The sequence below is a fragment of the Pseudomonas sp. Q12-87 genome, from assembly GCF_001269755.1.
Lineage (GTDB): Bacteria > Pseudomonadota > Gammaproteobacteria > Pseudomonadales > Pseudomonadaceae > Aquipseudomonas > Aquipseudomonas fluorescens_S.
In genome coordinates this window covers 191,374-216,555 of sequence record NZ_LHVI01000020.1, presented here as the reverse complement: position 1 = coordinate 216,555, position 25,182 = coordinate 191,374, and the positions used below count along the sequence as shown (strand labels likewise).

Below are 25,182 nucleotides of genomic sequence, written 5' to 3'. Positions count from 1 at the left end.
CGCACTGAACCTGCCGGTATGGGTTCAGAGCTGCACCCGACGAAGCCTGCCTCTTAATGGCACTACCTTTTCATCTGGGGTCGGCAGGGGGCGACCGAGCAGCCCCATGCCTTCGCTGATCAATACCGCGTCTGGCAGCAGGCACAGGTTGGAAGGGGTATCCAGGCCGCGGGCGAGCACCGTGACCTGGGCCGTTGGCAAGTTGCAGCCCAGCAATCGCCCGCTGAAGCGGGTAAAGCCGCCATGCAAGGGTTCGCCATTCCAGTCGGGCGGCAAGGGCTGTTGCAGGCCCTCGCAGAGTTCCAGCACCAACAGGTTCCCGTCGGGGCGCAGCGCTAACCCGGTGGGCAATTGCAGGCCGCGTATCAAGACGTCGATCTCGCCGGTGGCGGGCCATACCCGAACCACCTGGCCTGCCTTCTCGGCGAAGTCGATGCCCTTGCGGGCCGGGTCGTCGTGCAGTTCTCCCGAGAACAGGCTGATCAGCACGGCGTCCGTCGCCGGTTCATACACCAGCGTAACGGGAACGGCTTCCTGGCCTTGGTCCAGTTCGGGCAGTTCGGCCAACACGCGCTCCACCTGACCGGTGGCGAACTCCACCAACTGATTGGTATCGGGCTTGACCGCGAGCCAACTGCGGCGGGTCGGGTGATAGCACAGCGCATTCAGGTTGCCACGGCTATGGAACACCGGTTCGGGCGGTGTGTATTGCAGGTCCAGCAGCTTGGAACCCTCGACATAATCGGTCTGGCTGACCAGGCAGCGCCCGTCACCGAAAGCGACGTCCGACACGCCCATGATTTCATCACGCATCATGCGCGCCTGCATGTTCATGGCGCGAAAACCATCGGCGACTGTTTCGCGGGGCAGATAGGCGCCCGGTTGGTGCGGATCCGCTCGCAATCGACTGATGCGGCCGCTGAAGGGCTGGTCGGGCAGCCCCGTGCCGGCTTCGGTGAACAACAGGCTGCCGTCGGCCTCCAGGCACAGGCCACGAGGGTTCAGCAGGTCCTCGGCGATGATTGTGCTCGGGCGCAAGGTTTCGCCCGGCTGGGCGGGGATATGCAGGGGCGCGGGCATAGGTTCTCTCCATGAACAAAAAGGGGACGCTTTCATTGCGGTGCTTGCCACGGTTCACCGGTGAGATAGGCCCGCAGCAGTGCCCGCTGGCAAGGCGACATCGAGCGCACCACGGGCATGAACAGCGTAGTGCCTTTGTAGGCATCGGAGGTGCGGGCGAGGATCGGGTTCTTCGCGCCCATGATGGCGTCGGGCTGATTCAGCGGGATGTAGCGCGACATGGCGGGGAACGCCAGGTAGTGAAAACGCAGGACGTTGGGGTACATCAGCGGCCAGGTGATGATGGTGCCCTTGGGAATGCCGAAGTCGGCCTGCGCGTATTTGCGAAAGTTGGTGAAATAACTGCTGCTTTCAAGACCATTGGCCGTGCAGGTCAGGGCGACGAAACCCGCCTGGGCGGCGCTATTGGACTTGAGGCTCACTGGAAAACTGACTGAGAGCTGACCGGCGGTTACGCTCAGCGAGGCCGGGAAATCGAGGAAGTCCCAATATTGCGGCTCGTCATACGATGCAATCGCCGACGCTTGCAGGCCGATTTCGGTCGTGGCGGGGACGGGGCCGCCCAGGAATCTGACTTGAAGGGTGATCGACAGGCCGTTGGCGTAGTCCTCCAGGTAGACGTTGCGCTGGTCGGCGTAGAGCCGATAGGGCGATTCCGTGGCTTGCAAAGTGGTGTTGGCAACCTTGCCAGGCGCACTGATCGTCAGGACGGTGCTCTGTGCCGCCAGCTTCTGGCTGGCGGTCATGGGCAGGTCGACGATACCGCCATAGACGTAGTAGTCGAGCAGGGGAGAGCTGGTCGGCTCGAGGGTGGCCAACACGGTAGTGCCTGCGCTGATAGTCACGGGGCCATAGTTCGCGTTGGGCCCGATAGGGCTGGTGATGTCGTCCCTGACGGCCCTGAAGGTTTCCTTCGGAATGACATTCACCATGTCGATGCTCAGGTAGCCGTTGGTGCCTAGCTCGGCATAGCCGGCATTGCTCGTATCCTGGTTGACCAACTGCCGGCCCGGCTGGCAGTTCAGCGGCTCGTCGGCGAAGGCCGGGGCCAACGTGCCGATGACACGGCCGATGCTGGGGTTGGGGGTGTATTTACCGGCGGCGTAATCGGCGTCCAGTTGGGCGGTGGTCATCGTGGGGCACATTTCGAACATGACGAAACGCAGGACGATGCCCGTCGCGCCCGGTGCCTGGATGATCGAGCGCAGGCCGCTGCTGTTCTGGTTCCAACTGACGATGCTGCTCAAGGGGAACGTCAACTGGAACGTGCCGCTGGCGTGGAACGATCCTGGCGCGTCCATTTTCGCCGGCAACAGCACACGTCCCTCCACGTCAAAACTGTTGCACACGGTATTGCTGCGGATCAGCAATTGGATGTTGTCGTTGCCACCGATCTGCAGGCCGCCGACGAAGATCTGGGTCGTTGTCGAGGCGGTGGGGTCCAGGTCCACCATCATCGGGCCGGAAACGGGGCCCTGGCCGGTTACCGGATCCACCGAGCCGAGCAGGTACACGGCCTGGCCCACCAGGTCGCCGGTGGTGTTGATGCTGCCTGGATTGCCCTGGGAGCTGATCAAGGCGTTCTGCATGTCGACGACGTGCTGCCCGTAGTGGTTCCAGCCACCGAGGGTGTATTTGTCCTTGCCTTGGGGGGTATTGATGATGTCGTTCAGTTGATCGTCGGTGCAGGACTGGGCACTCGGCGCCACGGTCGAGGTGGTCAGGTCGAAGAGCGGCCATGCCGGATTGCCGTCATAAGCAATGGTGCGCGAGTTGTTCGGGACGCTGACGTCGGTGCGGATACCGCCCCAGAAGTTCAGCCGTGGTCCATTGAGAATGCTCATGATCTATTTCCCGTCCTGGGTGGTTTTGGCGGCAGGTGCGTTGGCGAATTTGAACAGGTAGGAATAATCGGCCTTGTAGGGGCTTTTGACCGGTGTCGCCATCGAGTGGCAATTCATGCAACTGCTGTTGGGCTGGATGTAGCTTTCCATGGTCACGTTGGCCGAAAGGGCGGGTGTCGGCTGGCCCAGCGGGTTGCTGGGATTGTCCGGCATCAACGGGCGCTGGGTGGTGATGAGCTGGTAGTACTTCAAGGCGCTTCGTTGCAGCCCCGGGTCGCTGCGGTAACGGCTGTTGACGCCATTGGTGATGTCAGCGATCGGGGTAAACCGGTTGAGCGGGTTCGGGGTCTGGAACGTGGTGCCGGGTTTCGGCACGCAGACAAGATGTGTGCCTTGGGTCTGCCAGTCGCAGGGCGATTGGTTGAGGGTGGCAGGGGGCGCGGTGGCGTTGAAGTAGGAATAGGCGATGCCGGAAGTCGGTTGGTCAACCCATTGACCGTTCACCAGTGCCTTGGATGGGACGTTGTCGATCTGCTCGAACGTCGACCAGATCCACTGCGGATAGCCGTTCACCTTGGTGATGATGTGCAGGCCCACCAGGCCCAGGTAGGCCTCGGTGACACCCGTGCGCTGGCCCTGGTCGTCGAACGTGGCCACGCGGGCGAGCATGGTCAGGTAGTGGCTGGCGTTGTCATGGGGGGTGAGGATGCGCCAGCTCGATTTGACCTCGATAACGCCATTGGGGAAGAGGATGTTGCTGGCCTTGGAAACCACCGCGGCGTTGTAGAAGCTGTTGGCAACGATGTAGTTGTAGGAGGTTTCGTTGGCGGAGATGTCGTAGTACGTCGGGTTGCCGGCCTGGTCGATCAGCCAGCCGCCGACGGCTTGGTCGACGGCATTCACCTGGCTGCTGTTTTTCAGCGCGGCGATGTTGATGATGCCCAGGCTCTTGGCAAGCTGCGGGGTGTTCCATGGGCCTGGATCAGCCCCCTGTGGCAGGAAGATTTCTTCCACGGTCTTGTAGGTCTGCCAGACGGTGTAGCCAGGGTCCCCCGGTTGTTTGCTGCAGTCGGGATCGCCGCGCTGCCCCGCCTGGACGGGCCAGTTCAGCGCTATGAACAGCTGCCAGCTGTATTGATCGAACAGGTCCTGACTGGCTGTGGCGGTTGGTGCTGAGCTGGGAGGCTGGCAATTGAGATTCGTGGCGAGCGCTGACGGCGTGGCTTGCTGGGACTGCTCCAGTGCCAGGCCCGGCAGGCTGGCCAGGCCCAGCAGTATCAGGGTGAAACGGATTGTGGTTTTCATGGCGATCCTTCGACGGGGTCAGGGTTTGCGCTGCATGAGCTTGTTCCACTGGGCCTTCTGGCCGTTGCCCTGCGAAGCCGGCGGCTCGAACAGTTGGCAGGGCGGAGGATTTGCCGGGCACATCGCGGCCACCTGCGCCCAGGTCTTGGCAGGGTCGGGTTTGGCGATGCGAAAGTGGGTGTAGTTCTGGCTGACGATAGGGGCGTTGGCGACGCTGGCGTCACCGGAGAAAAAGAACGACTGGGGCTGCCGGTAAAGCGGCTGTCCGGACATTTTCTTGTAGAAGGCATAGCCGAACAGGATCGGACCTTGCGGCGAGTCCAGGTCCAGGGCGTAGGCCTGCACGCTGCCATCGAGGTTTTTGCTGCGCGCGGCGCTGTAGGGCAGGTGCTGGATGAAGTCTTGCCGCGGCGGATGATTCATCGGCGAAAACATGCAGCAGGCTGGCATGTCCTTGGGGCGATCTTGCGGGTAGGTCAGGAAGTACGCCTTGTTGCCCAGGGACACGAAGGAGCAGGTGTAGTTGTTGTTCTTGATCGGGAAGATCGGCAGGCAGTATTTCTCGTAGTGCTCCATCATCGCCCCGAAGCCGTCGCCATCGGCCGGGATATAAGCCGTGTCGTAATAGCTGGTGCCCCGGGAGACGGTGTAGTCCGCCGGTGTCAGCGTGGCCGGGGGATTGCTGTAGGGCGGCGGGTTTTTTTCGTAGTTGTGCATTACCCGGTACATGGTCCAGTCGCTGATCCAGGCCGCCGGGAAAAACGGATCGGAAGGCTCGCCCGGGGTACGTTTGGCGATGCAATTGCCGTTCTGTTCGTTGCAACCCTCGGTGTTGTGCACGCCCATGGTGAAGTACACCACGCCGCTGTCCTGTTGGGCAAAGAGCCCCGGACTGAACAACAGGATCAGTAACAACAGTCGGTTCAAAATGCAGGCTTTCATATCGACACTCCTGTGCAGTGCCGGGCGGCGGGCTCGCCACCCGGTGATCCTGGGCGAAATCGTCAAAGGCCGTTGTAGTCACTCATGCTGAGTTTCTTGGGCGGATAGTTGAATTTCACCAGGCGCTTGGCCCACAGCTCCAGGACGGCGCGGCGGCTTTGGGACATGTCCCGGGTGATGGGCATCGCAAGGGTGCTCTGGTCCTGGTAATCCTTGCTGATCAGCAAGATCAATTGGTCGACTGCGCCCTCCACGCGCGTCCGGGAATTGAGCGGCATGAACTTGTTCATGATGGGGTACAGGTAATAGAAGGTCTGCAGGATCTTTGGATAAATGAACTTGTCCCACAGCAGCTCTGGAGCGTTTGTCTTCTCGTAGATGGCGTTCCAAGTGTCGATGAAGTCCTGTTGCAACTGCATGTCCAGTGGCAGCACCCGTATCGGTGCGAGGAAGTCGACGTAGGCCTGGGTGATCGGGAAGCTGAACGGAATGGCCGGTTTTTTGCCGTTCTCCTGCACGAAGAAGCGCAAGGTAGGGAAGCCTGGCGCCACTGCCCGGCAGCCTATCTGGGCGATGCCTTGGGCGTTGGTGGTGATGACGGCGTAGGAGTAACTGACGCTGCTGGCCTTCTTGTCCTGCAGTGTACCGGTGCCATTGATGCCTTTGTCGAAGACCAGGCAGGGGCGCAGGTCGACGGCGACCGGGGTACCGGACGTTCTGAGGAAGTCTTGATACCCGACCGGGTTGCCCACGGGTTCGGGCACGTCCTGCAGGTCGGTCAGCCGGCGACCGCTGCCGGTGCTTCGATAGAGGGCGACCTTAGGTGCGTCGATGAACTGCGGCAGGTTGGCTGTATTGTTGATACGGGCCGACGGGTAGTCGTAGAACAGCGTGAAATCGGCCGCATTACTGAAAGCCAGGTAGTAATGGCTGCTGGTCACCATGTAGGGATTGCCGTACTCCGCCACATACAGCGTGGTGTTGACGGCCGGCAGACCATTTTTCTGCACCATGATGCTCAGCGTCTTGCGGTCACCGACATCGATGAAGCTGCCGCTCTCGATGACTTCCGCGGTCCACAGTTGCTGGCCGGCGGCCATCTTCGGAGGGGCGGCCGGGATGCGCTGTTGCAGCAGCAGAGGACCGGACTGCAGCAGTGCCTTGGCTTCGGGGTTGAGCGTGAGGTCGAGGATGCCTGAACGTAGCTCGAAAGCCGATTGCTGGTATTTATCGAAGCCGAAGCCGATCCCCGCCATGAACCGTCCCTTCTGGCGCACGCCCAACAGGTAGTCTCCGGCGTGGAATTTCTCAGGGACCAGGATGTCGGCTGCGGGGTCCACGGGATAACACGGGAACGTGTTGCTCAGGTCCAGCGACAGGGTATTACCGTTGATCTGCGCCGAGATCACCCCCAATGGGACACTATGATTTCCATCGGGACCCGGTTGAACGACCGAGATTGGCTGGGTGGGTACCAGGCGGACCCCGGCGGGAGCGGTGGGGTATTCGTTGGCGAGCCACAGACCGAGCACCGCCGAGGTGCGGCTGTAGGCGGGGTTGAAGAAAATCTGGTTGACGTTGTTCAAACCTTCCCTGTACAGGTCACGCACTTTCGCCATGATGTCCGGGTGGTTGGAACGGGTGTTGGGGCGCTGCGTGTAATCGTTGAACACACCGTTCTTGTCGTAGCAGGTCAGGTAGGTTGAAAATCGGAACATCAGACCCTGTGCCCCTTGCTGCGTCATCTGCTGCTGGAGGTTGGCCAGCAGACGCGAGCTGCCAATCGCCCATTCCAGGTTCTCCTTCGGAAAGCAGGTCTGCCAGGTGGTGCTGATGTTCACCAGGCTACCCAGGGCTCCCCAATTGAAGTTCAGGAAGCGGTCCATCATCCGATACTTGCGGTTGAGGGTCAGGCCGCAGGACGTATCCCCCAGCACCAGTTTGTCGAAATACAATGCCGTGAACGTGTTCTGCCATGGGCTGATGTCCACGAAGCGCGCCGGGGTCGGGGCGGAGCTGCCCAGAGGGCTGCCGAGTAAGTGGTATTGCGCGCCGATCAGCGAATCCTGATCGATATAGGTATTGGCCTGCAGCTCGCCACCGATGATGGTCGAGGTGGTTTTCCCGTAGTTCACCAGACCGCAACCGTTATCACCGAACAGATCCCATTCGGCGGGCATGTACGGGTCATGCTTCGGATTGATATTGCCTGGCACTTGTTGCACATAGATCGGCATGTCGGCCATGTACTGCGTCGAGAGAGTCCATGGCATCAGCCTGTCGGGGGCATTGTGGGGGTCGATGCCGAAGTGCTTCACGAACGGCCAGTTGATGTCCATGTTGACCGCGTCGTACAGCGGGAACATGTCATTGTTGTTGGCCGTCGGCGGGTTCCAGAACATCTCGCCGTTGAGGTAGATGCGGGGGAAATTCAATATGCTCATGTCGTGCTCTCCTTAGCGTTGCCACTGGGCGTGTTTCAACGACCAGACAAAATCCAATTTTTTGTAGCCGACGAAGGCCTTCTCCGGCAGCGGTGTAGTGGGATAGGTGAGACCGCCTGAGGTCGGGATGGCGAAACTGAAGTAACCGTTGTTCTTCGAGTAGGCGGCGGTGCCGTGGCAAGCCAGGCAGGACGAAGTGTCCTGGAATGCCGACTCCAACTGCGAGTTAGCCAGGACCTGGGTAATGGGCTGGAATTGCACGCCGATCAACTGGTACTTCGACAGCGTCGGGTTATTGGCCTGGAACCGGGCGTTGACCGGTTTGGCGTCCGCTGTCGGCCCGGTGCTGTTTGTCATCGGCGCAGGCGGATAGTCCTTGTTCACGGTGTACTTGGGGTTGTTGAGATTTTCGAAGGTGGTCCAGACCCAGTCGGGGTTCAGTTTGTTGACCACATGCAAACCGCTCAACGCCGCATAGCCGACCTTGTACCCGGTGCCCACGGCGTAGTAGGCCTGGGCCACGTAGTAGCCATCTTTTTCCAGCTGCTTCTTGTAGTTCGCGTCCGTGCCGATCCACAGCCAGGCGGTTTTCAACTCCCAGGCCGTGACCGGAAAGTTCAGGTTGCTTGTCAGGGCCTCTTGACCATTCACGTTGTAGACATTGGTTTTTACGATGTAGTCGTAGGTGTCCTGGCCCATCAGCAGTTGAAAGCGCACTACGTGACCTTGTTGTGCGGCAGGCACGGCAACGCCGCCCATGGCCAGGCTCAGGCCGTCGACCTGCTGTACGGCGTTGATGTTATGCAGGAGACGGTTCGGGTCCAGCCCCAGGGCTTTGGCTTGCCTGAGCACCTCGCTCGGTGGCTTCATGCGGCTGTCATACGAACCGGGGTTGGCGCCATTGGCCAGATAGACCTGATCGGAAGGCTTGAACAGCTCCCACTGACGGCTGTAACCCTTGGCGTCGGACTGGTTCAAACAGACGAACCAGTTCCAGGCCATGGTCTCGGGGCTGTCGGTAAACGCCTTCCGGGTCGTGTTGATGTCGGCTCCAAATTGCAGGAAGTTGCTGCAATTGAAGTTATTGGCGTTCTGTGCCTGGGCCAAACCGGCCAGGGCACTTAGAACAGTGATGGAAATGGCTCGCCGCATGGAAGCTCCTTGGCATTCGCCGTATCGGCATGAGGGTGCCCCAGGAAATGTTCGAGGAGCAGTTGCTTCACCGCCGTGGCCGCAAGGTGCTGTGGCAACGGCAGATCACAATTAGTGATGAGCAGCGGGCCTGTCGTTTTACTCGCGGGCAGCCGACCGTGGCTGCCGCGGACCAGGCGGGTGTCCAGTGGAATCAGGTCCATGTAGTAGCGAAAGCCGAGCTTTTTCTGCAGCAGACGGCGCGCCACTTTCAATTTCGGGAAGCGAATGGCCGGGTCGACGAACAGCTCGAGCGGGTCGTAGCCCGGCTTGCGATGGATGTCCACGGTGCGGGCAAAATCCGGGGCCTTGCGATCGTCGAACCAGTAGTAGTAATCGAACCAGTAACCGGCTGCGGCCACGGCCACCAGCTCACCGCTGCGAGGATGATCAAGCTGCCAGGCCCGTTGCTCGGTTTTATCCAGCACCCGTTCGACGCCGCTCTGGCGCTGCAACAGCGCCTTGACACGCGGTATGTCCTGCGCCTGTTTCACGTAGATATGCGCGATCTGATGATCGGCCACGGCAAAGGCCGCACTGGCACCAGGATCGAGCAATTCCCAGGTCAATGATTGGCGCACCTGCAACAGGTCTTCGGCCCGCAACACTCGGTTGATGGAAACGGACTGCGTGACGGCCTCGATCCCGTATTCGGACAGCAGCATCACCGCCGCGCCTTGGGCCTGGGCAAAGGCGAGCAGACGGCCCACCTCACTGTCGATGGCCCGCACCTCGTCGGCGATCGACGGGTGATCGGGCCCCAGGCGTTGCAGGCTATAGTCGAGGTGGGGCAGGTAGATCAATTGCAGATCGGGGCGGTCGAGCTGGAATTCAGCGATGGCGCAGTCGACGATCCAGCGGCTTGAGGCGATGCCGGCCGCCGGGCCCCAGAAGCCCGGGAAGGGAAACTTGCCGATCTGCTGTTCGATACGCTCGTGCAACGAGGCCGGCGTCGAATACAGGCCGAACTCCTTGCGGCCATCAGCCGGGTAGTGCGGTCGCGGGGTGATGGCAGCGTCCACATCCGCATACATGTTGTACCACCAGAACAACTGGCTGCAGCGAAACCCGGGCCGCTGGCGCTTGATGGTCTGCCAGACCTTTTCCCCTTGGATCAACGCGTTGGGTTGCAGCCAGAAACGCACTTCGGCCTGATCGCGCAAATACCAGCCATTGCCGACAATGCCGTGCTCCGATGGCGGCAATCCGGTGAGGATCGAGGCCTGCACTGTAGACGTGACGGCCGGGAACACCGGCTGCAACGTGGCCATTTTTGCGGTCTTCAACAGGGCGTTGATGTGCGGCGTCGCATCCCCGAGCAAGGCGGGCGTCAGACCGACCACATTAATCAGCAGCAGCGGCTGACAAGGCTGTTCAGAGGACATCGGCGCAGGCCTCCAGCCCATGGGGCTGCAGCAACTGCCGCTGCCGTAGTTGCTCTTCGACCCAACGCAGTTCGGCCACGATTCCCTGGAGTTGAGCGTGCTCGGTGGTGGGGCGCAACTGGCTGGGCAGGACGCCCCAACTGTAGGTTTCCACTTCGAGTACCGGGCGAAAATCCCCATGGTCCGCGAGGAAGTCGAAGGTCTGCGACAGGGCAATCTGGCTGCCGCTGAGTTCCGGCAACAGCAATTGCTCGCTGAACAGCGGGATGTGGAAATGAATCCTCAATTCGGGGTGGGAAAACTGGTTATTCTCATGCTCATCCAGGGCTGCGGGCAGGTCCGGCCAGGCCGATAATGGGGACTGGCCATCGCGTGCCTTCACTTGATGCAGGTAGGTCGGCTCGGCAAAGCTGCTCAATGTCTTGAGTACGTGCTCGCGGCGCTGGGCATCTTGAGGCAGGCGACAGATCAGGGCGTTGGACAGCTGGATCTTGCCGATGGGGACCTGGGCCTGACGCAGCCGGGCCAGCGATTCATAGCAGTTTTCGAACATCACCGCCTGATGGCAGACGTCAAAGCACAACGCCAGATGTTCATGGTGTGGGTCCATGGCCTGCCAGTGGCGGAAGAAGGCGATGGCTTGGTCGGTGTTTTCCAGCACGCAATCGGGCTCCATCTCCAGGCAGACCAGGATTTTCTTGCCCGTCTCCCGTTGCAGCCGGGCCAGCGCGGCGGTGAGCTCGCGCAGTTGTTGCTCGGCCTGTTGCTGCAACGTCGGGCTCCAATGGGCGGCGTAGCCCAGCGGCACGCTGGAGATCACCCCCTGGTGACAGTCCGCTGGCAGGGCCTGGGCGAGAAACCGGGCCAGGTCCATGCTGTACGCCAACCGCTGGGGGGCGGCCCAACTGGGCCGGTAGACGTCGGCTTTCACTGCGCCCTGGTGAAACTGGCCGTAGGGAAACCCGTTGAGCGAGGTCAGGCGCAGCCCGCTGCGTTGCAGCAGGTCGAGGAAGTCGGTGCGTGCCGAGGCGTGTTGGAGTTCGGCGGCGGCGCGGGCGCTGATCCACATTCCGCTGTCCTGCCTGTCCAGCCCGCGCAGGGTTCGTACGGTCTGGAAATGCCGGTCGATGGATGCACGCAGCCCGCCCAGGTCATGGGTCGGGTGCACGTTGCTGCAATAACCGATCTGCGTGGCAGTCCAACCCATGGCAGCGCTCATTTGATCACCGGCTCCTGGCCGCGCAGGGCCGAGTTTTCCTGCCACTGCCGCCGCTGGTCGATAGGCAGGGGCGTGCCGACCAAGGCTTTGTCCAACTGGCCGCTCTGGGCAAAAAAGTCCACCGGGTTATGGAACAGCACTTGCTCGACCTGGGCTTCGCTGAAGCCGGCCGTCAGCATCGCCTGGCCGGTCTTGGGCACCTTGAGCGGGTCGCTGATGCCCCAGTCGGCGGCGCTGTTGACGACCATTTTTTCGGTGCCGTACTGCTGCAGCAGGGCGACCATGCGCTGTTCCGACATCTTGGTGTTGGGGTAGATGGAGTGGCCGCGCCAACAGTCGCTGTCCAGCACCAGGGGCAGTGTCAGTTCATTGAGGTGGTCGATGATCACCAGATGTTCGGCGATACCGACCTCGCGAATGACCGCAAGGGTGCGTTTGGTACCGCCGATCTTGTCGCGGTGCGGCGTGTGCACCAGCACCGGCAGATTGAATTGCCGGGCCAGCTCCAATTGAGCGGCGAGGAAGCGATCCTCCTCCGGCGTGATGTCGTCGTAGCCGATTTCGCCCACTGCCACCACACCGTCCTTCACCAGGTAGCGCGGCAGTATCTCGAGCACCTCATTGGCCACCGACAGGTCGTTGGCCTCCTTGGGGTTCAGGCCGATGGTGCAGAAGTGATGAATGCCAAACATGCTGGCGCGAAAACGCTCCCAGCCCAGCAGTGTGTCGAAGTAGTCAATGAAGCTGCCGACACTGGTCCTGGCCTGGCCCTGCCAGAAAGCCGGCTCGATGATCCCGGTGATGCCGGCGGCCGCCATGTTCTGATAGTCGTCGGTGGTGCGGCTGACCATATGGATGTGCGGGTCGAAGTACTTGAGCATGGTGAATCCTCGTCGTATGGGCAGGGACGGGCGGGGCATCAGTTCGGCGAAGGGCCGTCCAGGTGAACCCGCCATTGCAGCGGCAAGCGTTGTTGCTGGCTCAGGCCGGCCAGGCGCTGACGTTGCGCCGGGCTCAGCAGGTCGAAGGCGATCACGTGGGGCAAGCCGGCGGACACCGTTCGTTCGGCGGCGAGTTGTTCGTCCAGCAGGTCGAGGGCCAATTGATTGAGGGTGACGCCTTGTCGGTGCGGCAGGCCGACCAGGCGCCGCACATCGAGGCCCATGCCCAGCGCCTTCAACACCAGTTGGTTGAAGGCTCGTTCGTCGTAATGACGCGACGGGTAGGCGTTGTCCAGGGCGAGGGCGGCGAACACCTGGCTGTTGCAGGTGCGCCCGGCCTGAAGCGCAAGGTCGACGCACACCCCACGGCTATCGAACCAATCGAGGGCTTTCAAGGTGGCGATCTTTTCCTGATCGTCGCCCCACAGGAACAACTGGCGTAGCAAGGGCACTTGTTCGCCGAGGGGCTGCTGCTCCAGCACTTGGGCCAACATCAATGCCCGCGCCAGTTGCACGTTGCTCCAGCCCTCGCTGTCGGGCAGCGCACACTCTTTGAGGTTGCGTTTGCATTGGCTGCTCAAGCGCGCTGCGGTGTTGGCGTCCGGGCGTTGGGCAAGCTGCTCTTGGGCCTGACGCCACCAGCGCCGTTCGATTTCATCGAGCGGATGGGTGAAGTTTTGGCGTTGCGTGTTCAGGCAGTCGTGGCGCATTTGGAGGGCCGGCGATGCCTGCGCCGTGAGGTCCGTGTTCATGTTGGTTTGACCCAGCGCTGGAAATGAGGGAGCAGGAAAAACACCAGTACACAGAGCAGGCTGCCCAATGGTTGGTCAGCCACGGCCAGCACGAGGGCATCGAACAGCGGCAGGGCCGCCAGGCCTGCGCCGATAAAGGCGCGGACCTGTCGTTGCCGCGGGTTGGCGAGGTTGCGCCAGTAATGCCAGCCCAACCAGCCGAGCCATATCAGTAACACCGGCCAAAACCAGACGTTGTCGCTATAGATCGCCAGGGCGAGCGGACTCAGCATCAGCAACAGGGGCAGGCGGCTGATCAGTTGGTTGCGGTGTTCCTGGCGAGCCAGGTAGGTCAGGCCGCTGATGTAGACGCCCAGCAGCAGGGCACAGAGCCAGATCGGTTGCGCCGGCACCGCCAGGCTTGCCGCTGCGGTGAGGTAGAGCGCCGAGCGGCAGGCACCCATCAGCCAGACACTGTGGGCGTATTTCTTGTGCAGCAGGTTGTAGCCCAGGATGCAGCTCACCAGCAGGATGGCGCTGCCGACCAGCCAGTGCGGCTGCTCGATCAGCCGGCTCAGGCCCAGCAGCGAGGCCGCGGCCAGCACCAGCAGCAACGCCGTGGCCAACCGTACTTGCTGGCGGCTGACCAGGCCCAGGGCAATCGGCCGCGGATTATGATGTTGTTGGTCCCAGTCGGCGTCCAACAGATCATTCAGCAACATACCGGCCAGGTATAGCAGCGACAATGCTGCCAACAGCAGGATCCACACCAGGGAAGACGGCGGTGCCAAGCCGCCGGCGCTGCTGGCCAACAGGGCGGCGGCCAGGGTATTGGTCCACACCGTGGGCAGGTTGGACACGCGGCCGAGGGTCATCCAGGCCTTGAGGTCCAGCGACGCCTGGCTCATTGCGCACACCCCTCGTTCAGGGAAAGTCCAAGGTCGACCTGGGTGGACAGCCGCTGTAGCGCCTGCTCCATTCGTGCGGTATCGATTTCGTGCACGTCCACCGACTCACCGATCCGGTTGAGCATGGGGATGGAGAGTTGGCCGCCCAGATGCTGGCGGAACTCCTCCAGCCCGAGCAAAACCTGCGAGCGCCCTTGGGCGTCTTTCAAGGTCAGTTCCGGCGGGTTCAGGCAGAAACCGAGCTTGAGCAGCAGATGCAGCAGCCGTTCGGTGTCGCTGTCGCTCAACAACCCCAGGGCGTTGGCATAGAGCCCGTCAAGGGCCATGCCCACCGCGACGGCTTCACCGTGGCGTAGCCGATGGTGGCTGAGGTTTTCCAGTTTGTGGGCGGCCCAGTGCCCGTAGTCCAAGGGGCGCCCGTTGCCGCGCTCGAACGGGTCACCGGCGCCTGTGATGTGCGCCAGGTGCAATTCGGCGCAGCGGCGGATCGCGTAGCGGCTGGCTGGATGATCGAAATGGGCGAGGGCGTCGGCCTGTTGCTCCATCCATTGGAAAAAAACCTGGTCTTTGATCAGCGCCACCTTCACAGCCTCGGCCAGCCCGGCGATCTGGTCGCGTCGGGTCAGGCTGGTGAGCAATTGGAAGTCGTTGATGACGGCGGTGGCGGGGTAGAACGCTCCCAGCAGGTTCTTCTGGCCGAAGGCATTGATGCCGTTTTTCACACCGATACCGGCGTCGTTCTGGGCGAGCACCGTACTGGGGATACGTATCAGGCGAATGCCGCGGTGAAACGTCGCGCAGGCGTAGCCCACCGCATCCAGCACTGCGCCGCCGCCCAGGGCCAGCACATAGCAATGCCGGTCCAACCCATGCTGCAGCATGTCGCTATACAGGCGTTGCAACACTTGCGAATCCTTGCTCGACTCGCCGGCTGGGACCGCGATTGTCGGGGCCTGCAGATGCAGATCCGGGAAATGGCTGGCGAAGTAAGCGTTGATTTGCACGGGCAGTTGCGGGGCGCTTTGCAGCAACTGTTCATCGGCGAATACCAGCACCGTCACCGGCCCCCTGTGCCCAGCCATGAGTTGGTGGTGCAGGCAGGGATTGAGCGGATCGAACAGATGATCGGTAAACAGCACCGGGTAGTCGTAGCTGACCTTGAAGCGTCCGTGCAAGGGTGGGTCCGCGTCGTGCCGGCGCAGGGACTTGAACAGGCTGTAACCAGCGATAAAAAGCCCCGGCAATACCATGCTGGCGAGCAGCGTCACCAGCAACGCGTTCTGTTCGACGAGGAAGGCGCCGATGGCGGTGTAGGCCAACGCGAGACCGGCGTTGGCCAGCGTGGTGACCAGGATGAACGGGCGCAGTGGATAGCGTTGCATGCCGGCGGCGACGACCGATGTTTCCGCGAGGACCGGCACGCCGCGCAGACAGATCAGCGAGAGCGTGCCCAACCGATAGGCCAGTTGCCCCGGTTGGCGCTGATGCAGGCCCAGGCGGCCGGATAGCAGGCGTAGATAGCCGGCGCCCAGCGCATAGCCCAGTCCGGCGCCAAGGCACAGCCCGATGAAAATCGCCAGGTAACCCCCCAGGCTGCCGAGCATGGCCACGGCCAGCAGCGCGACCATGCTCGATGGGACCGGCAGCACCACGTCCAGTGCCAGCAGGGCGATCAGCAGCAGCGCCAGGTTGAATTTCTGCGAGGGTGTGGAGGGCAGGTACAGGTTGAGATGGGCCAGGAAATCCTGGATCTGTTGTTCGAACAACAGGAAGCTGGCGATCACCAGGCCAGAAAAGCAAACCAGTGACAGCCAGAAATGTCCGGCTGCTCCTCTTTGCGAGAGCAAACGATACCCACGGCCATGCTTCATCAAGCATCCCTCTTGTTGTTATGACTGATTCCATGTCAGTAATTGAAAGCAACGCCGAGTGTATGTTTTAGGTCGATGGACGCCTCGCCCGAGGGGCTGGTTTAGATGCGGTTCATGAAGTGGTGGGAGACAGGGTTGAATCTAGACGGCCAACGTATATTTGCAAGGCCATCTGATGGCAATTTGATTTGAAGCCGGATTTAGTCGCCGAATGATTGGCATCAGCCGATTGCCCGGCTCGTCACGGTTATCTACGCAACCGCGCCGGGCTGATGCCCAGGCGTTGCTTGAACACCGTGGTCATGTGCGCCTGGGAATTGAAGCCGCAGGTGTGGGCGATCTCGCTCAGCCTGGCGGTTGAGTCGCGCATCAGGGCCCTGGCCTTGGCGAGGCGTCGGTCGATCAGGTAACTGTGTGGGCTCTTGCCGGTTACATGTTTGAACGCCCGCATGAAATACCCTTCGGACAACCCCAGCAGGTCAGCCATCGCCTGCACCTCCAGCGGGCCTTCGAGGCCGGCATCGATGAATTCGTCGAGCAGGCGCATCCGGTTGCCGGTGATGGACGCTGGCGAGGAGGCCGGAGAGGTTTCGCTTCCCTTCACCCGCAGCGCCAACCCGAGCGCCCAGGCCTCCCAATCGTCCTCGACGCCGGGATGCAACAGCGCGCGGCGCATTCGCAGGGCGAGGGCAATGGCCTGTTGGTCGATACGGTTGTTGAATGCATGCGGTCCCTCCAGCGTAGCGCCGTCGGTGCGCATGAGCCGCAGGTATTCGCCGCCCATGGGCGACTCGGAAAATACATCACACCCGACCGGGACAAACGCCAGGCCATTGGGCATGGCCTCGAACGGCAGCACCCGGTCGCTGCCAATGGCGTGCCGGCCGCGCTGGCTGTCGAAGGCAAAACCGATCGCCGACTGGGTCGCTACATAGCGGGTGGCGTAGGCGCAGCCGGGCAGCAATTCGATCGCCCAAGGCCCTGCCTCGATCCGACGGACCGGTTCTGGCGGGAGGGGCGGCTGGCGATTTCGATGGCTCATGAGCGCCATAGTAGTGAAGACCGGGCATAAAAGTCAGGTCGGTTTTTTGAAAGCCGGCCTGTGATGCCCGTGGCTAGACTGGGCAAAAACCAGGAGGCACAGCCATGCACAAACTGACGCGCGACGATATCGAACAGGCGGCACGCCACGTGTACCAATTCATGCCCGCAACCGCGCAATACGCCTGGCCGTTATTGGCACAACGGCTTGGCTGCACGGTATGGGTCAAGCATGAAAACCACACACCCACCGGTGCTTTCAAGGTGCGCGGCGGCCTGACTTTCATGCACTGGCTCAAACGCACACACCCTCAGGTCAAGGGCATCGTCACGGCGACTCGGGGCAACCATGGCCAGAGCCTGGCACTGGCGGCCAGCGCACTGGGGCTGAAAGCCTTGATCGTGGTGCCCAATGGCAATTCACTGGAAAAGAACGCTGCCATGCGTGGCTTCGGCGGCGAAGTGGTCGAGCATGGCCGCGATTTCGATGAGGCCCGAGACGAGGCGGCACGCCTGGCGCAGGTGCATGATCTGTTCCTGGTGCCGCCGTTCCACAGCGAGTTGGTCAAAGGCGTGGCGACCTACGCCCTTGAATTGTTCGAGGCTGTGCCGGACCTGGACACCGTCTACGTGCCCATAGGCTGTGGCTCGGGCATATGCGCAGTGATCGCCGCCCGCGATGCCCTGGACTTGAAAACCCAGGTGGTTGGGGTGGTGTCCAGCGAGGCGACGGCGGCGAAGTCTTCGTTCGAGACGGGAACCCTTTGCGAGACCGCTTCGGCGAATACCTTTGCCGACGGCCTTGCGGTACGCAAACCCATTCCCGAGGCTTTCGCCATTTATGCGGCGGGCGCGGCGCGGATCGTGTCGGTCAACGATCATGAAATTGCCGAGGCCATGCGCGTCTACTACACCGACACCCATAACCTTGCCGAAGGAGCAGGGGCAGCAGCCCTCGCCGCGCTTATACAGGAGCGCGAAGCGATGAAAGGGAAGAAGGTGGCTGTGATTCTTTCGGGCGGGAATATCGATCGACCGGTGTATGCGAACGTGATGAGTGAATAGGTTAGAACGTTTATTTCTTACGGTTATTAATATAGGCGATAATTGCATATCCATGACCGTGGAATCGAAGCTGTCGTTTGTGGATTTTCTGCAATCGAATCCATACCCGCGCAGCGGCAGATAAACCGGCATTCTTCGCCCCGTTTAGACTGCTTGAACGTTCATTCCAGCTGTTCGATCGCCATCTTGTTGGACGCGGGCCGATGCTTAGAATCGCCCCCATCAGCTTCGTCCAACTACCGATCCTTACAGGAAACACCACCATGATGAACGCCATGCAAATGCAAATGCCGATGAACGCCAACATGCCGATGATGCCCATGATGGGCATGCCGATGATGATGGCGACCATGACCTGCGAAATGATGGACGACGGCATGATGTGCAAAATGATGCCTGCCGCCGGCATGGACATGGCCATGTTCAAGAACAGCGCCGACATGATGCAGATGATGATGAACTGCGGCATGCCGATGATGATGCACTGCGGCAACATGAGCATGATGTGCATGTCCTCGGCGAGCATGGCCATGCCGATGTCGAGCATGATGATGCCTATGCCGATGATGGGCATGCCGATGCCATCGATGAAGTGCGTGATGGAATGCACCGTGATGGCCGACTGCATGATGTGCAAGGTCATGCCGATGGCGGGCATGAACATGGACATGATGAAAAACTGCTGCGCCCTGATGATGAAAATGATGAGCGACTGCAGCATGCCGATGATGATGAGCTGCAATGGCATGCCAGTGATGTGCTGCACCTGCTGATCGCAGCCGGGCTTTCAGTCCAGGCGTTCCGGGTAGGTCACCACCAGGTACGCCACCGCTTCGCTGTCGGCCGGGTTGCGATAGCGGTGCGGCTGGTCGGCGTAAAACAGGATCGAGTCGCCCGTGGAAAGTAGATAGCGTTCCTCATTGACGCTGATTTCCAGCACCCCTTGGGACACCACCAGGTTTTCCTGGACGCCGGGGCCGTGTCCCTCGGACTGCTCCTCACCCAGCGGGCTGAGGCGCAATTCGTAAAACTCCGATTGGCGTGCCACGTCGAAAGGAAACAGGGTACGGCTGACAAAGGCACCGTTGGCGCTGACCAGGCGTTTGCTCTGGCTGGCCGACAGCACCGCCACACCTTCGAAGGCACGGTGTTCGAGAAACGCCGCCACCGACACTTTCAGACCCTTGGCAATCTTGCACAGCACCTTGATCGAGGGCACGCTGCGCCCGGACTCGATCTGCGCCAGCATCGCCCGGCTCACTCCGCATTGGCGGGCGAGGGCGTCGAGGGACAGGTGCCGCTTGCCTCTGAGGCGTTGCAGGTTCTGCGCGACCCGTTCGCAGATCGGATCTTCATCCAAGGCTTCCAGGTTATTCAGATCCACTTCGGGTTCGTCGGCGCTCGCCAGAAAGCGCGAGGGTTCCTGGGCGCTCACGCGTGGTACGTCTTGGTCGGCTGGGTTGCCTGGACCCATTGGAACGCCTGGTAACCCGCATTGCGCGCATACATTTCCCACATGGCCCGCGCCAGTCGCTGGGCTTGCTTGCGCTTGCGGTACTGGACGAGGTCGATAACGTTGTCAGTCTGTTTCATAAGGCACTTCGCTGTCGTGACCAATGGGACGGGATGGGTTGAGAGTACGTGGTTATGTTTATAACCATAAATACTGATTGTTTATTTATTAATTCATTTACGTTATTAGAAATCGCCCGCTCAAATTACATGGGCGCGATGCAATTCGGTCAGGCACAACGCTTTTAGCTGGGCCAGCAGCGAGTCCCGGCGATCACGCGGATGGTTGAGTCGCACGCTCAACTCTTGGCGAATGCTGCTGGGGCGGTTGTCCATCACCAGTACCCGGTCGCTCAGGTACAGCGCCTCGTCGACATCGTGGGTCACCAGCAGCAGGGCAATGGCGTGACGCTGGGCCAATTGCAGCAACAGGTCTTGCAGTTTCATCCGGGTAAAGGCGTCCACCGCGCTGAACGGTTCGTCCAGCAACAGCACCCGTGGCCGCGAATACAGCCCGCGGGCGATGGCCACCCGTTGCGCCATGCCACCGGACAGCGTCTTGGGCAACGCAGCGGCGAAGCCCGCGAGACCGACTTCCTCGATCAATTGTGCGACCCAGGCCTTGTCGTAACGGTCGTCATCAACGAACCCGATGTTCTGCTCCACCGTCAGCCACGGCATCAAGCGCGGCTCCTGGAACACGAACGCCAAGGGCTCGGTACGGCTGAGCAGCCGCCCTTCGAAGTCCGTTTCCAGGCCGGCGATGATGCGTAGCAAGGTGCTTTTGCCGCAGCCGCTGGGGCCCAGCAGGCTGACGGTTTCCCCTGGTTGCAGTTGCAGGTGGATATTGTCGAGGACCGTGGTGGCGGCGAAGGTCTTGCGCTCGACATGGATGTCCAGCAGGGCTTGGGTCATGGTCAATCCTTGGTCTAGGTGCTCTGGCCATTGAAGGTGTCGCGCCATGCCAGCCAGCGCTTTTCCAGGCTGGCAAGAATGCCGTCGCTGAGCTTGCCCAGCACGGCGAGCACGATGATTGCGGCAAGCACGATGTCCGGCCGCGACGTTTCGCGACCGTCGCTGAGCAGGTAGCCCAGGCCTTTGGTCGCGGCGATCAGTTCGGCGGCCACGAGGAACATCCAGGCCAGGCTCATGCCGCTGCGCAGGCCGGTGAACAGGCCGGGCAGGGCGGCCGGCAGGAGAATCCGCCGCACCAGGCGCCGGCGACTGAAACCGTACATCTGGCCGACCTCCACGAGCTTGCGGTCGATGTTGCGTATCGCCGCCACGCCGTTGAGGTAGACCGGAAAGAACGCACCTATGGCGATCAGCACCACTTTTGAGGTTTCGTCGATGCCCAGCCACAGCAGGAGCAACGGCACCCAGGCCAGGCTCGGGATCGAGCGCAGGCCGGCGAAGGTTGGCTCAAGGTAGGCCTCGGCTTCCCGGCTCAAGCCGACCCAGGCAGCGAACATCAACGCCAGCCCCGCACCGATGGCAAAGCCCAGCAGGACCCGCAGCAGGCTGGCGCCGATGTGCTTCCACAGCGCGCCTTCGGCCAGGTCACCCAAGGTCATGGCGATCTCGCTGGGGGCCGGCATCTGGTAGGAGGGCAGCCAACCGATGCGCACGATGATCTCCAGGACCACGATGATCAGCACCGGCAGGACCAAGCCTTTGGCCCGCAATTGCCAGCGAGCGGAGTCGAACAGGGGAATCTTGCCCGATGCGGACAGAGCCAATCGAGCGTCCAGATGTTTGCCGGTGAGGTCATTGCTGTTGCGGCTCATGGGGTTCTCCGGCAACGCCGGATTCGCGCCTGGCGCGGACCCGACGTCGCGTGGCGATGGTTATTGACGGGCCACGGCCTGCTGCAGGCCGGTGTCGAGCAGTTGGTCGATCACCTGATCCACGTTTACCCCACGACGCACCAATTCCTCTGAGACCAGGATCGGCGCGGCAGCTTTGGAGGCCAATACATCCTTGGCACTCAACTGCGGACTGCCCAAGTCAGTGCGTGACAGTTGCAGTTTGGCCACTTCGAGCGGCAGTCCGGATTCGTCCGCCAGCAGCGTGGCCAACGCTTGCGGATGCTGCACCGACCACTCGCGAGCCTGCTCATACGCGGCGAGGACGGTCTTGATGGTTTGCGGGTGCTCCTGGGCATATTTCTCCGTGACGCTGACCACGCCATAGCTGTTGAAGCCAGGGTTGCGGTACAGCAGGCGCGAGCCGGCCTGCACTTCGCTGGCGGCCATGTGTGGGTCGAGGCCGGCCCAGGCGTCGACGTCGCCTTTCTCCAGGGCGGTACGCCCGTCCGGATGCTGCAAATGCACCAGCTCCACGTCGTCTTTTTTCAGCCCGGCCTGTTGCAGGCTGCGCAGGGTGAACAAATAGGGATCGGTGCCTTTGGTGGCGGCGATTTTCTTGCCCTTGAGGTCGGCGATGGTCTGGTAGGGCGAGTCCTTGCGCACCACCAGGGCGGTCCATTCGGCGCGACTGTAGACGTACACCGATTTGATCGGGCTGCCGTTGGCCCGGCTCAGCACGGCGGCAAGGCTGGCGGACGAGGCGAAATCGACACCGCCGCTGTTGAGGTACTCCAGGGAGCGGTTGCTGCCCTGGCTGAGAACCCAGCTCACCTTGGTCTGGGGGAGGGCTTTTTCCAGATAGCCGAAGTGCTTGAGCACCAGGCTGACCGGTGAGTAATAGGCGTAGTCCAGGTGCACTTCGGCGGGGTCGCTGGGCGCAGCCTGTGCCAGCGATTGCAAGCTCAGGGCCAGGGCGCAGGCACTGAGCAGGTGGCTGGCACGGACCAGCGAGAAGCGAAAGTCGAATTTCATGGAGCTGCTCCAGATAAGGCGGCGAATAGGCGTCTTTTTTATTTCCAAAAGATCGCCAAGCAGGAAGAAGTCCTGCATCCAAGGAATATCGCAAACTCTGTGCCACGGCCGGGAAACGGCCGGTTTTCGCGCAGCTGTGGAATGCCGGACGCAACGGCGATGTTGCCCAGGCAACAGTCTGTTGTGTCGCTGTTGCTGGCCCGACACTGTTCGATTTCCGACTATGAGCTTATGCGTTTATAGAATTTCAAACGCCTTCCATGAGCGCGTTATGTTCTATGTAACTCATCCAACCACTTATTCCCAGGAACCCTCATGAAGCTCTCTCGCTGCCTGCGCCGCTTGATCACCGGCACGTTGTTCGCCGTTCCCTTGGCCCAGGCCGCCGAGCCGTTGGTACTCCACGTCGGCGACCAGAACTATTACAACGTGCGGGCTTCGGTAGAGGCTTCGGGCGTACTCGAAGGCGCGTCCTACAGCGTCGACTGGAAACACTTCCAGGCTGCTGCGCCCCTGGCCGAGGCGTTGAGCACCGGTGACCTTGATGTGGGTTTCCTCGGCGATTCGGGCTTTTTGTTCCTGGCGGCGAAACAGGCCCCGGTGAAGTTGATCGGGGTCTCGCGACAGAACCCGGACACCATCGCACTGCTGGTGCCCAAGGACTCACCTGTCAAGACCATCGCTGATCTCAAGGGCAAGAAAGTCACCTACTGGCCCGGCGCCTGGAGCCAGCAGCTGACCTTGCGGGCGTTGGAGCAAGCCGGTCTGCCCGCGAATCATGTCGAGTTCATCAAGCTGATGCCCATCGATGCGGCCGCGGCGTTGCCCCAGGGCAGCATCGATGCCTTTCCGGTGTGGGAACCCTATATCTCCCAGCAGATCCTGTTTTCCGGTGCCCGGCCGATCCTGACGGCGAAGAACCTGATGCCCGGTCTCAGCGCCATTGCCGCGTCGACACCGGCCATTGACAGCAAGCGCGAGGCCCTCGCCGATTTTCTTGGACGTGTGAAGCAAGCCCGCGCCTGGGTCGACAACCACACCGACCAATACGCCGACCTCTGGGCGAAGAAAGCCAATCTTGACCAGAACGTCTCGCGCCACTGGCTGCGCCAGGCGCATATGAGCATCGGCCCGGTGGACCAACAGGCCGCCGCTGACCTTCAGGGCACGGCGGACTTCCTGTTCAAGGTCAAGGCACTGCCGACTCCGCTGGCTACGGCCGGGATCATCGACACGTCGTTCAGCCAGGCCTTGAGCCGCTGAATCGAGGCGTCACCCACCCGCCATCGCCTGCCCGTTCGCCATGACGGCGCTGTGCTCCAGGCCCCGGATAGCGGGCCTGGCGCCAACATTTATGAACTTTCCCCCGGTGAATATTTCCACTGCTCAGAGAGTCATGCCATTGCCTGGCGCGGAGCCTGGCATTGCGTCACTGCATGACCATTGCCTGAGCCAGAACATGAATGTGACGCCTCCCCAATCCAGGGCCAAACTGCGGCGAGCCGTGAGCGGATCGATGCTGTTTTTTTTCATTCTCGGTGATGTCCTCGGTGCCGGGGTCTATGCACTCGCCGGGACCATCGCAGGGCGCGTCGGGGGCGCAATCTGGGTGCCGTTGTTGCTCGCGCTGTTTTTCGCGATGCTCACTGCCGGCTCATATGCCGAACTGGTGACGAAGTACCCGCAGGCCGGTGCGGCTTCGGTATTTGCCGAGAAAGCCTATAAGGCTCCGCTGATTTCTTTCCTGGTCGGTTTTTGCATGCTGGCCGCTGCGGTGACCAGTGCGGCCGGTCTCTCCCTGGCCTTTGCCGGCGATTATCTCGGGGCATTCGTCGACGTCTCGCCCCGCGTCGCGGCGTTGGCTTTTCTGGTGGTGATAGCGCTGTTGAATGCCAGGGGCATCAAGGAGTCGCTCGGGGCGAACCTGGTGATGACGATCATCGAGCTTTCCGGCCTGATCCTGGTCATCGTGGCGGCAATCTGGTTTTTCAGGTCTGGACAGGGACACTTGGACAGCGCCCTGCAATTCAAGCCTGGCGTCAGCCCCTGGCTGGCGGTGTTGGCAGCGGCGTTGCTGGCGTTCTATTCGTTTGTCGGCTTCGAGACATCCGCCAACCTCGCCGAGGAAATACGCGACGTGCGCCGTGTCTATCCGCGCGCATTGTTCGGCGCGTTGCTGGCCGCTGGCATCGTCTACATGGCGGTAGGGGTCGCCGCTTCCTCGGTGTTGTCCATGGATCAACTGGTTGCGACCTCGGCGCCTTTGCTTGAGGTCGTGCGGGTGTCGGGGATCGATGTTTCGCCACGGGTGTTCGCGTTCATCGCACTCATAGCGGTCGCCAACGGTGCGTTGTTGACGCTAATCATGGCGAGCCGGCTCACCTACGGGATGGCCTGCCAGGGTCTGTTGCCGGCACCCCTGGCGAAGGTCCTGTCCAAGCGGCGGACACCGTGGGTGGCTATCGTTGCCACGACCCTGGTGTCCATCGCGCTGACCCTGACAGGCACGCTCGCCACGCTGGCCGAGACGGTCGTCCTGTTGCTGCTTTTCGTATTTTTGAGTACCAATCTGGCGGTATTGGTGCTGCGGCGTGACAAGGTTGCGCAAGATCACTTTCGGGTTCCGACCTGGGTGCCTGTCCTGGCCATCGTCTCGTGCTTGTTGTTGCTCAGCCAGCAAAGCCTGGAAACCTGGTTGCGCGGTGCAGCCATGGTCTTGGCCGGTGTGCTGTTGTATGCCTGCACGCGCATGGCCATGCCGATGGCAAAAGCCAGGCTAGGCGGTGGGTCCGGGCCTTCGCCATGACCGAGGTGCTTCAGAAAGGCCGGCGCTTGCCGATTCATGTGGCGTTGGCTAGCGTGC

22 protein-coding genes are annotated in these 25,182 nt (G+C 61.5%); 4 read left to right on the top strand and 18 right to left on the bottom strand.

Annotated features, from left to right (window positions below; genetic code table 11):
• Positions 1-24: 24 nt before the first annotated feature.
• The 13 genes from AD663_RS14600 to AD663_RS14540 all read right to left on the bottom strand — a co-directional run bounded on the left by AD663_RS14600 (position 25) and on the right by AD663_RS14540 (position 16,912).
• The gene (locus AD663_RS14600; RefSeq protein WP_053214009.1) at positions 25-1,080 is read right to left on the bottom strand and encodes a hypothetical protein; all 1,056 of its coding nucleotides are present in this window, start codon (positions 1,078-1,080) and stop codon (positions 25-27) included.
• Positions 1,081-1,112: 32 nt separating this feature from the next.
• Entirely contained in the window at positions 1,113-2,924 is a 1,812-nt protein-coding gene (locus tag AD663_RS14595; RefSeq protein WP_003182092.1) for a hypothetical protein, read from the bottom strand.
• Between the two features lie 3 nt (positions 2,925-2,927).
• Positions 2,928-4,229, bottom strand: a complete 1,302-nt coding sequence (locus tag AD663_RS14590) for a hypothetical protein (RefSeq protein ID WP_003182091.1) — start codon at positions 4,227-4,229, stop codon at positions 2,928-2,930.
• A gap of 18 nt (positions 4,230-4,247) precedes the next feature.
• Positions 4,248-5,171, bottom strand: coding sequence for a hypothetical protein (locus AD663_RS14585; RefSeq protein ID WP_003182090.1), 924 nt, complete (start codon positions 5,169-5,171; stop codon positions 4,248-4,250).
• 62 nt (positions 5,172-5,233) lie between these two features.
• The gene (locus AD663_RS14580) at positions 5,234-7,615 is read right to left on the bottom strand and encodes a hypothetical protein (protein WP_053214008.1); all 2,382 of its coding nucleotides are present in this window, start codon (positions 7,613-7,615) and stop codon (positions 5,234-5,236) included.
• A gap of 12 nt (positions 7,616-7,627) precedes the next feature.
• A complete protein-coding gene (locus AD663_RS14575; protein ID WP_053214007.1) occupies positions 7,628-8,767 on the bottom strand; it encodes a hypothetical protein in 1,140 nt (379 codons plus the stop codon).
• Positions 8,737-10,191, bottom strand: a complete 1,455-nt coding sequence (locus AD663_RS14570; RefSeq protein ID WP_053214006.1) for an alkaline phosphatase family protein — start codon at positions 10,189-10,191, stop codon at positions 8,737-8,739. Before AD663_RS14570 ends, AD663_RS14575 begins: the two co-directional genes overlap by 31 nt.
• Positions 10,181-11,410 carry a metabolite traffic protein EboE gene (gene eboE, locus AD663_RS14565; RefSeq protein ID WP_003182086.1) on the bottom strand — a complete coding sequence of 410 codons (1,230 nt, stop codon included), beginning with the start codon at positions 11,408-11,410 and terminating at the stop codon, positions 10,181-10,183. Before eboE ends, AD663_RS14570 begins: the two co-directional genes overlap by 11 nt.
• Positions 11,407-12,291 carry a TatD family hydrolase gene (locus AD663_RS14560; protein ID WP_003182085.1) on the bottom strand — a complete coding sequence of 295 codons (885 nt, stop codon included), beginning with the start codon at positions 12,289-12,291 and terminating at the stop codon, positions 11,407-11,409. Before AD663_RS14560 ends, eboE begins: the two co-directional genes overlap by 4 nt.
• A 38-nt stretch (positions 12,292-12,329) precedes the next feature.
• Entirely contained in the window at positions 12,330-13,103 is a 774-nt protein-coding gene (locus AD663_RS14555; RefSeq protein WP_033046043.1) for an EboA domain-containing protein, read from the bottom strand.
• Entirely contained in the window at positions 13,100-13,990 is an 891-nt protein-coding gene (locus AD663_RS14550; RefSeq protein ID WP_053214005.1) for a UbiA family prenyltransferase, read from the bottom strand. Before AD663_RS14550 ends, AD663_RS14555 begins: the two co-directional genes overlap by 4 nt.
• On the bottom strand, positions 13,987-15,861 hold the full coding sequence (locus tag AD663_RS14545) for a 3-dehydroquinate synthase (RefSeq protein ID WP_053214004.1): 1,875 nt from the start codon (positions 15,859-15,861) through the stop codon (positions 13,987-13,989). The genes AD663_RS14550 and AD663_RS14545 overlap by 4 nt, the downstream gene beginning before the upstream one ends.
• Positions 15,862-16,108: 247 nt before the next feature.
• Positions 16,109-16,912: an AraC family transcriptional regulator gene (locus tag AD663_RS14540; protein WP_033046042.1), complete on the bottom strand. Its 804-nt coding sequence runs from the start codon at positions 16,910-16,912 to the stop codon at positions 16,109-16,111.
• A 95-nt stretch (positions 16,913-17,007) separates the two neighbouring features.
• On the opposite strand from AD663_RS14540, the gene AD663_RS14535 reads away from it, so the two are divergent.
• Positions 17,008-17,967, top strand: coding sequence for a threonine dehydratase (locus AD663_RS14535; protein ID WP_003182079.1), 960 nt, complete (start codon positions 17,008-17,010; stop codon positions 17,965-17,967).
• Between the two features lie 263 nt (positions 17,968-18,230).
• A complete protein-coding gene (locus AD663_RS29325) occupies positions 18,231-18,740 on the top strand; it encodes a hypothetical protein (RefSeq protein ID WP_083455152.1) in 510 nt (169 codons plus the stop codon).
• A 14-nt stretch (positions 18,741-18,754) separates the two neighbouring features.
• Here AD663_RS29325 and AD663_RS14525 read toward each other — a convergent pair whose 3' ends face one another.
• The 5 genes from AD663_RS14525 to AD663_RS14510 form a co-directional block, all read right to left on the bottom strand.
• Complete coding sequence (locus AD663_RS14525) at positions 18,755-19,402, bottom strand: helix-turn-helix domain-containing protein (protein ID WP_003182077.1); 648 nt, start codon at positions 19,400-19,402, stop codon at positions 18,755-18,757.
• On the bottom strand, positions 19,399-19,560 hold the full coding sequence (locus AD663_RS29090; RefSeq protein WP_003182076.1) for a hypothetical protein: 162 nt from the start codon (positions 19,558-19,560) through the stop codon (positions 19,399-19,401). The genes AD663_RS14525 and AD663_RS29090 overlap by 4 nt, the downstream gene beginning before the upstream one ends.
• 120 nt (positions 19,561-19,680) lie before the next feature.
• On the bottom strand, positions 19,681-20,394 hold the full coding sequence (locus tag AD663_RS14520) for an ABC transporter ATP-binding protein (protein WP_003182075.1): 714 nt from the start codon (positions 20,392-20,394) through the stop codon (positions 19,681-19,683).
• Positions 20,395-20,408: 14 nt separating this feature from the next.
• A complete protein-coding gene (locus AD663_RS14515; RefSeq protein ID WP_003182074.1) occupies positions 20,409-21,266 on the bottom strand; it encodes an ABC transporter permease in 858 nt (285 codons plus the stop codon).
• A gap of 60 nt (positions 21,267-21,326) precedes the next feature.
• On the bottom strand, positions 21,327-22,319 hold the full coding sequence (locus tag AD663_RS14510) for an aliphatic sulfonate ABC transporter substrate-binding protein (protein WP_003182073.1): 993 nt from the start codon (positions 22,317-22,319) through the stop codon (positions 21,327-21,329).
• A 315-nt stretch (positions 22,320-22,634) separates the two neighbouring features.
• On the opposite strand from AD663_RS14510, the gene AD663_RS14505 reads away from it, so the two are divergent.
• Both AD663_RS14505 and AD663_RS14500 read left to right on the top strand, forming a co-directional pair.
• Positions 22,635-23,582, top strand: a complete 948-nt coding sequence (locus AD663_RS14505; protein WP_053214003.1) for an ABC transporter substrate-binding protein — start codon at positions 22,635-22,637, stop codon at positions 23,580-23,582.
• A gap of 253 nt (positions 23,583-23,835) precedes the next feature.
• A complete protein-coding gene (locus AD663_RS14500) occupies positions 23,836-25,125 on the top strand; it encodes an APC family permease (RefSeq protein ID WP_256217215.1) in 1,290 nt (429 codons plus the stop codon).
• The last annotated feature ends 57 nt before the right edge of the window (positions 25,126-25,182 follow it).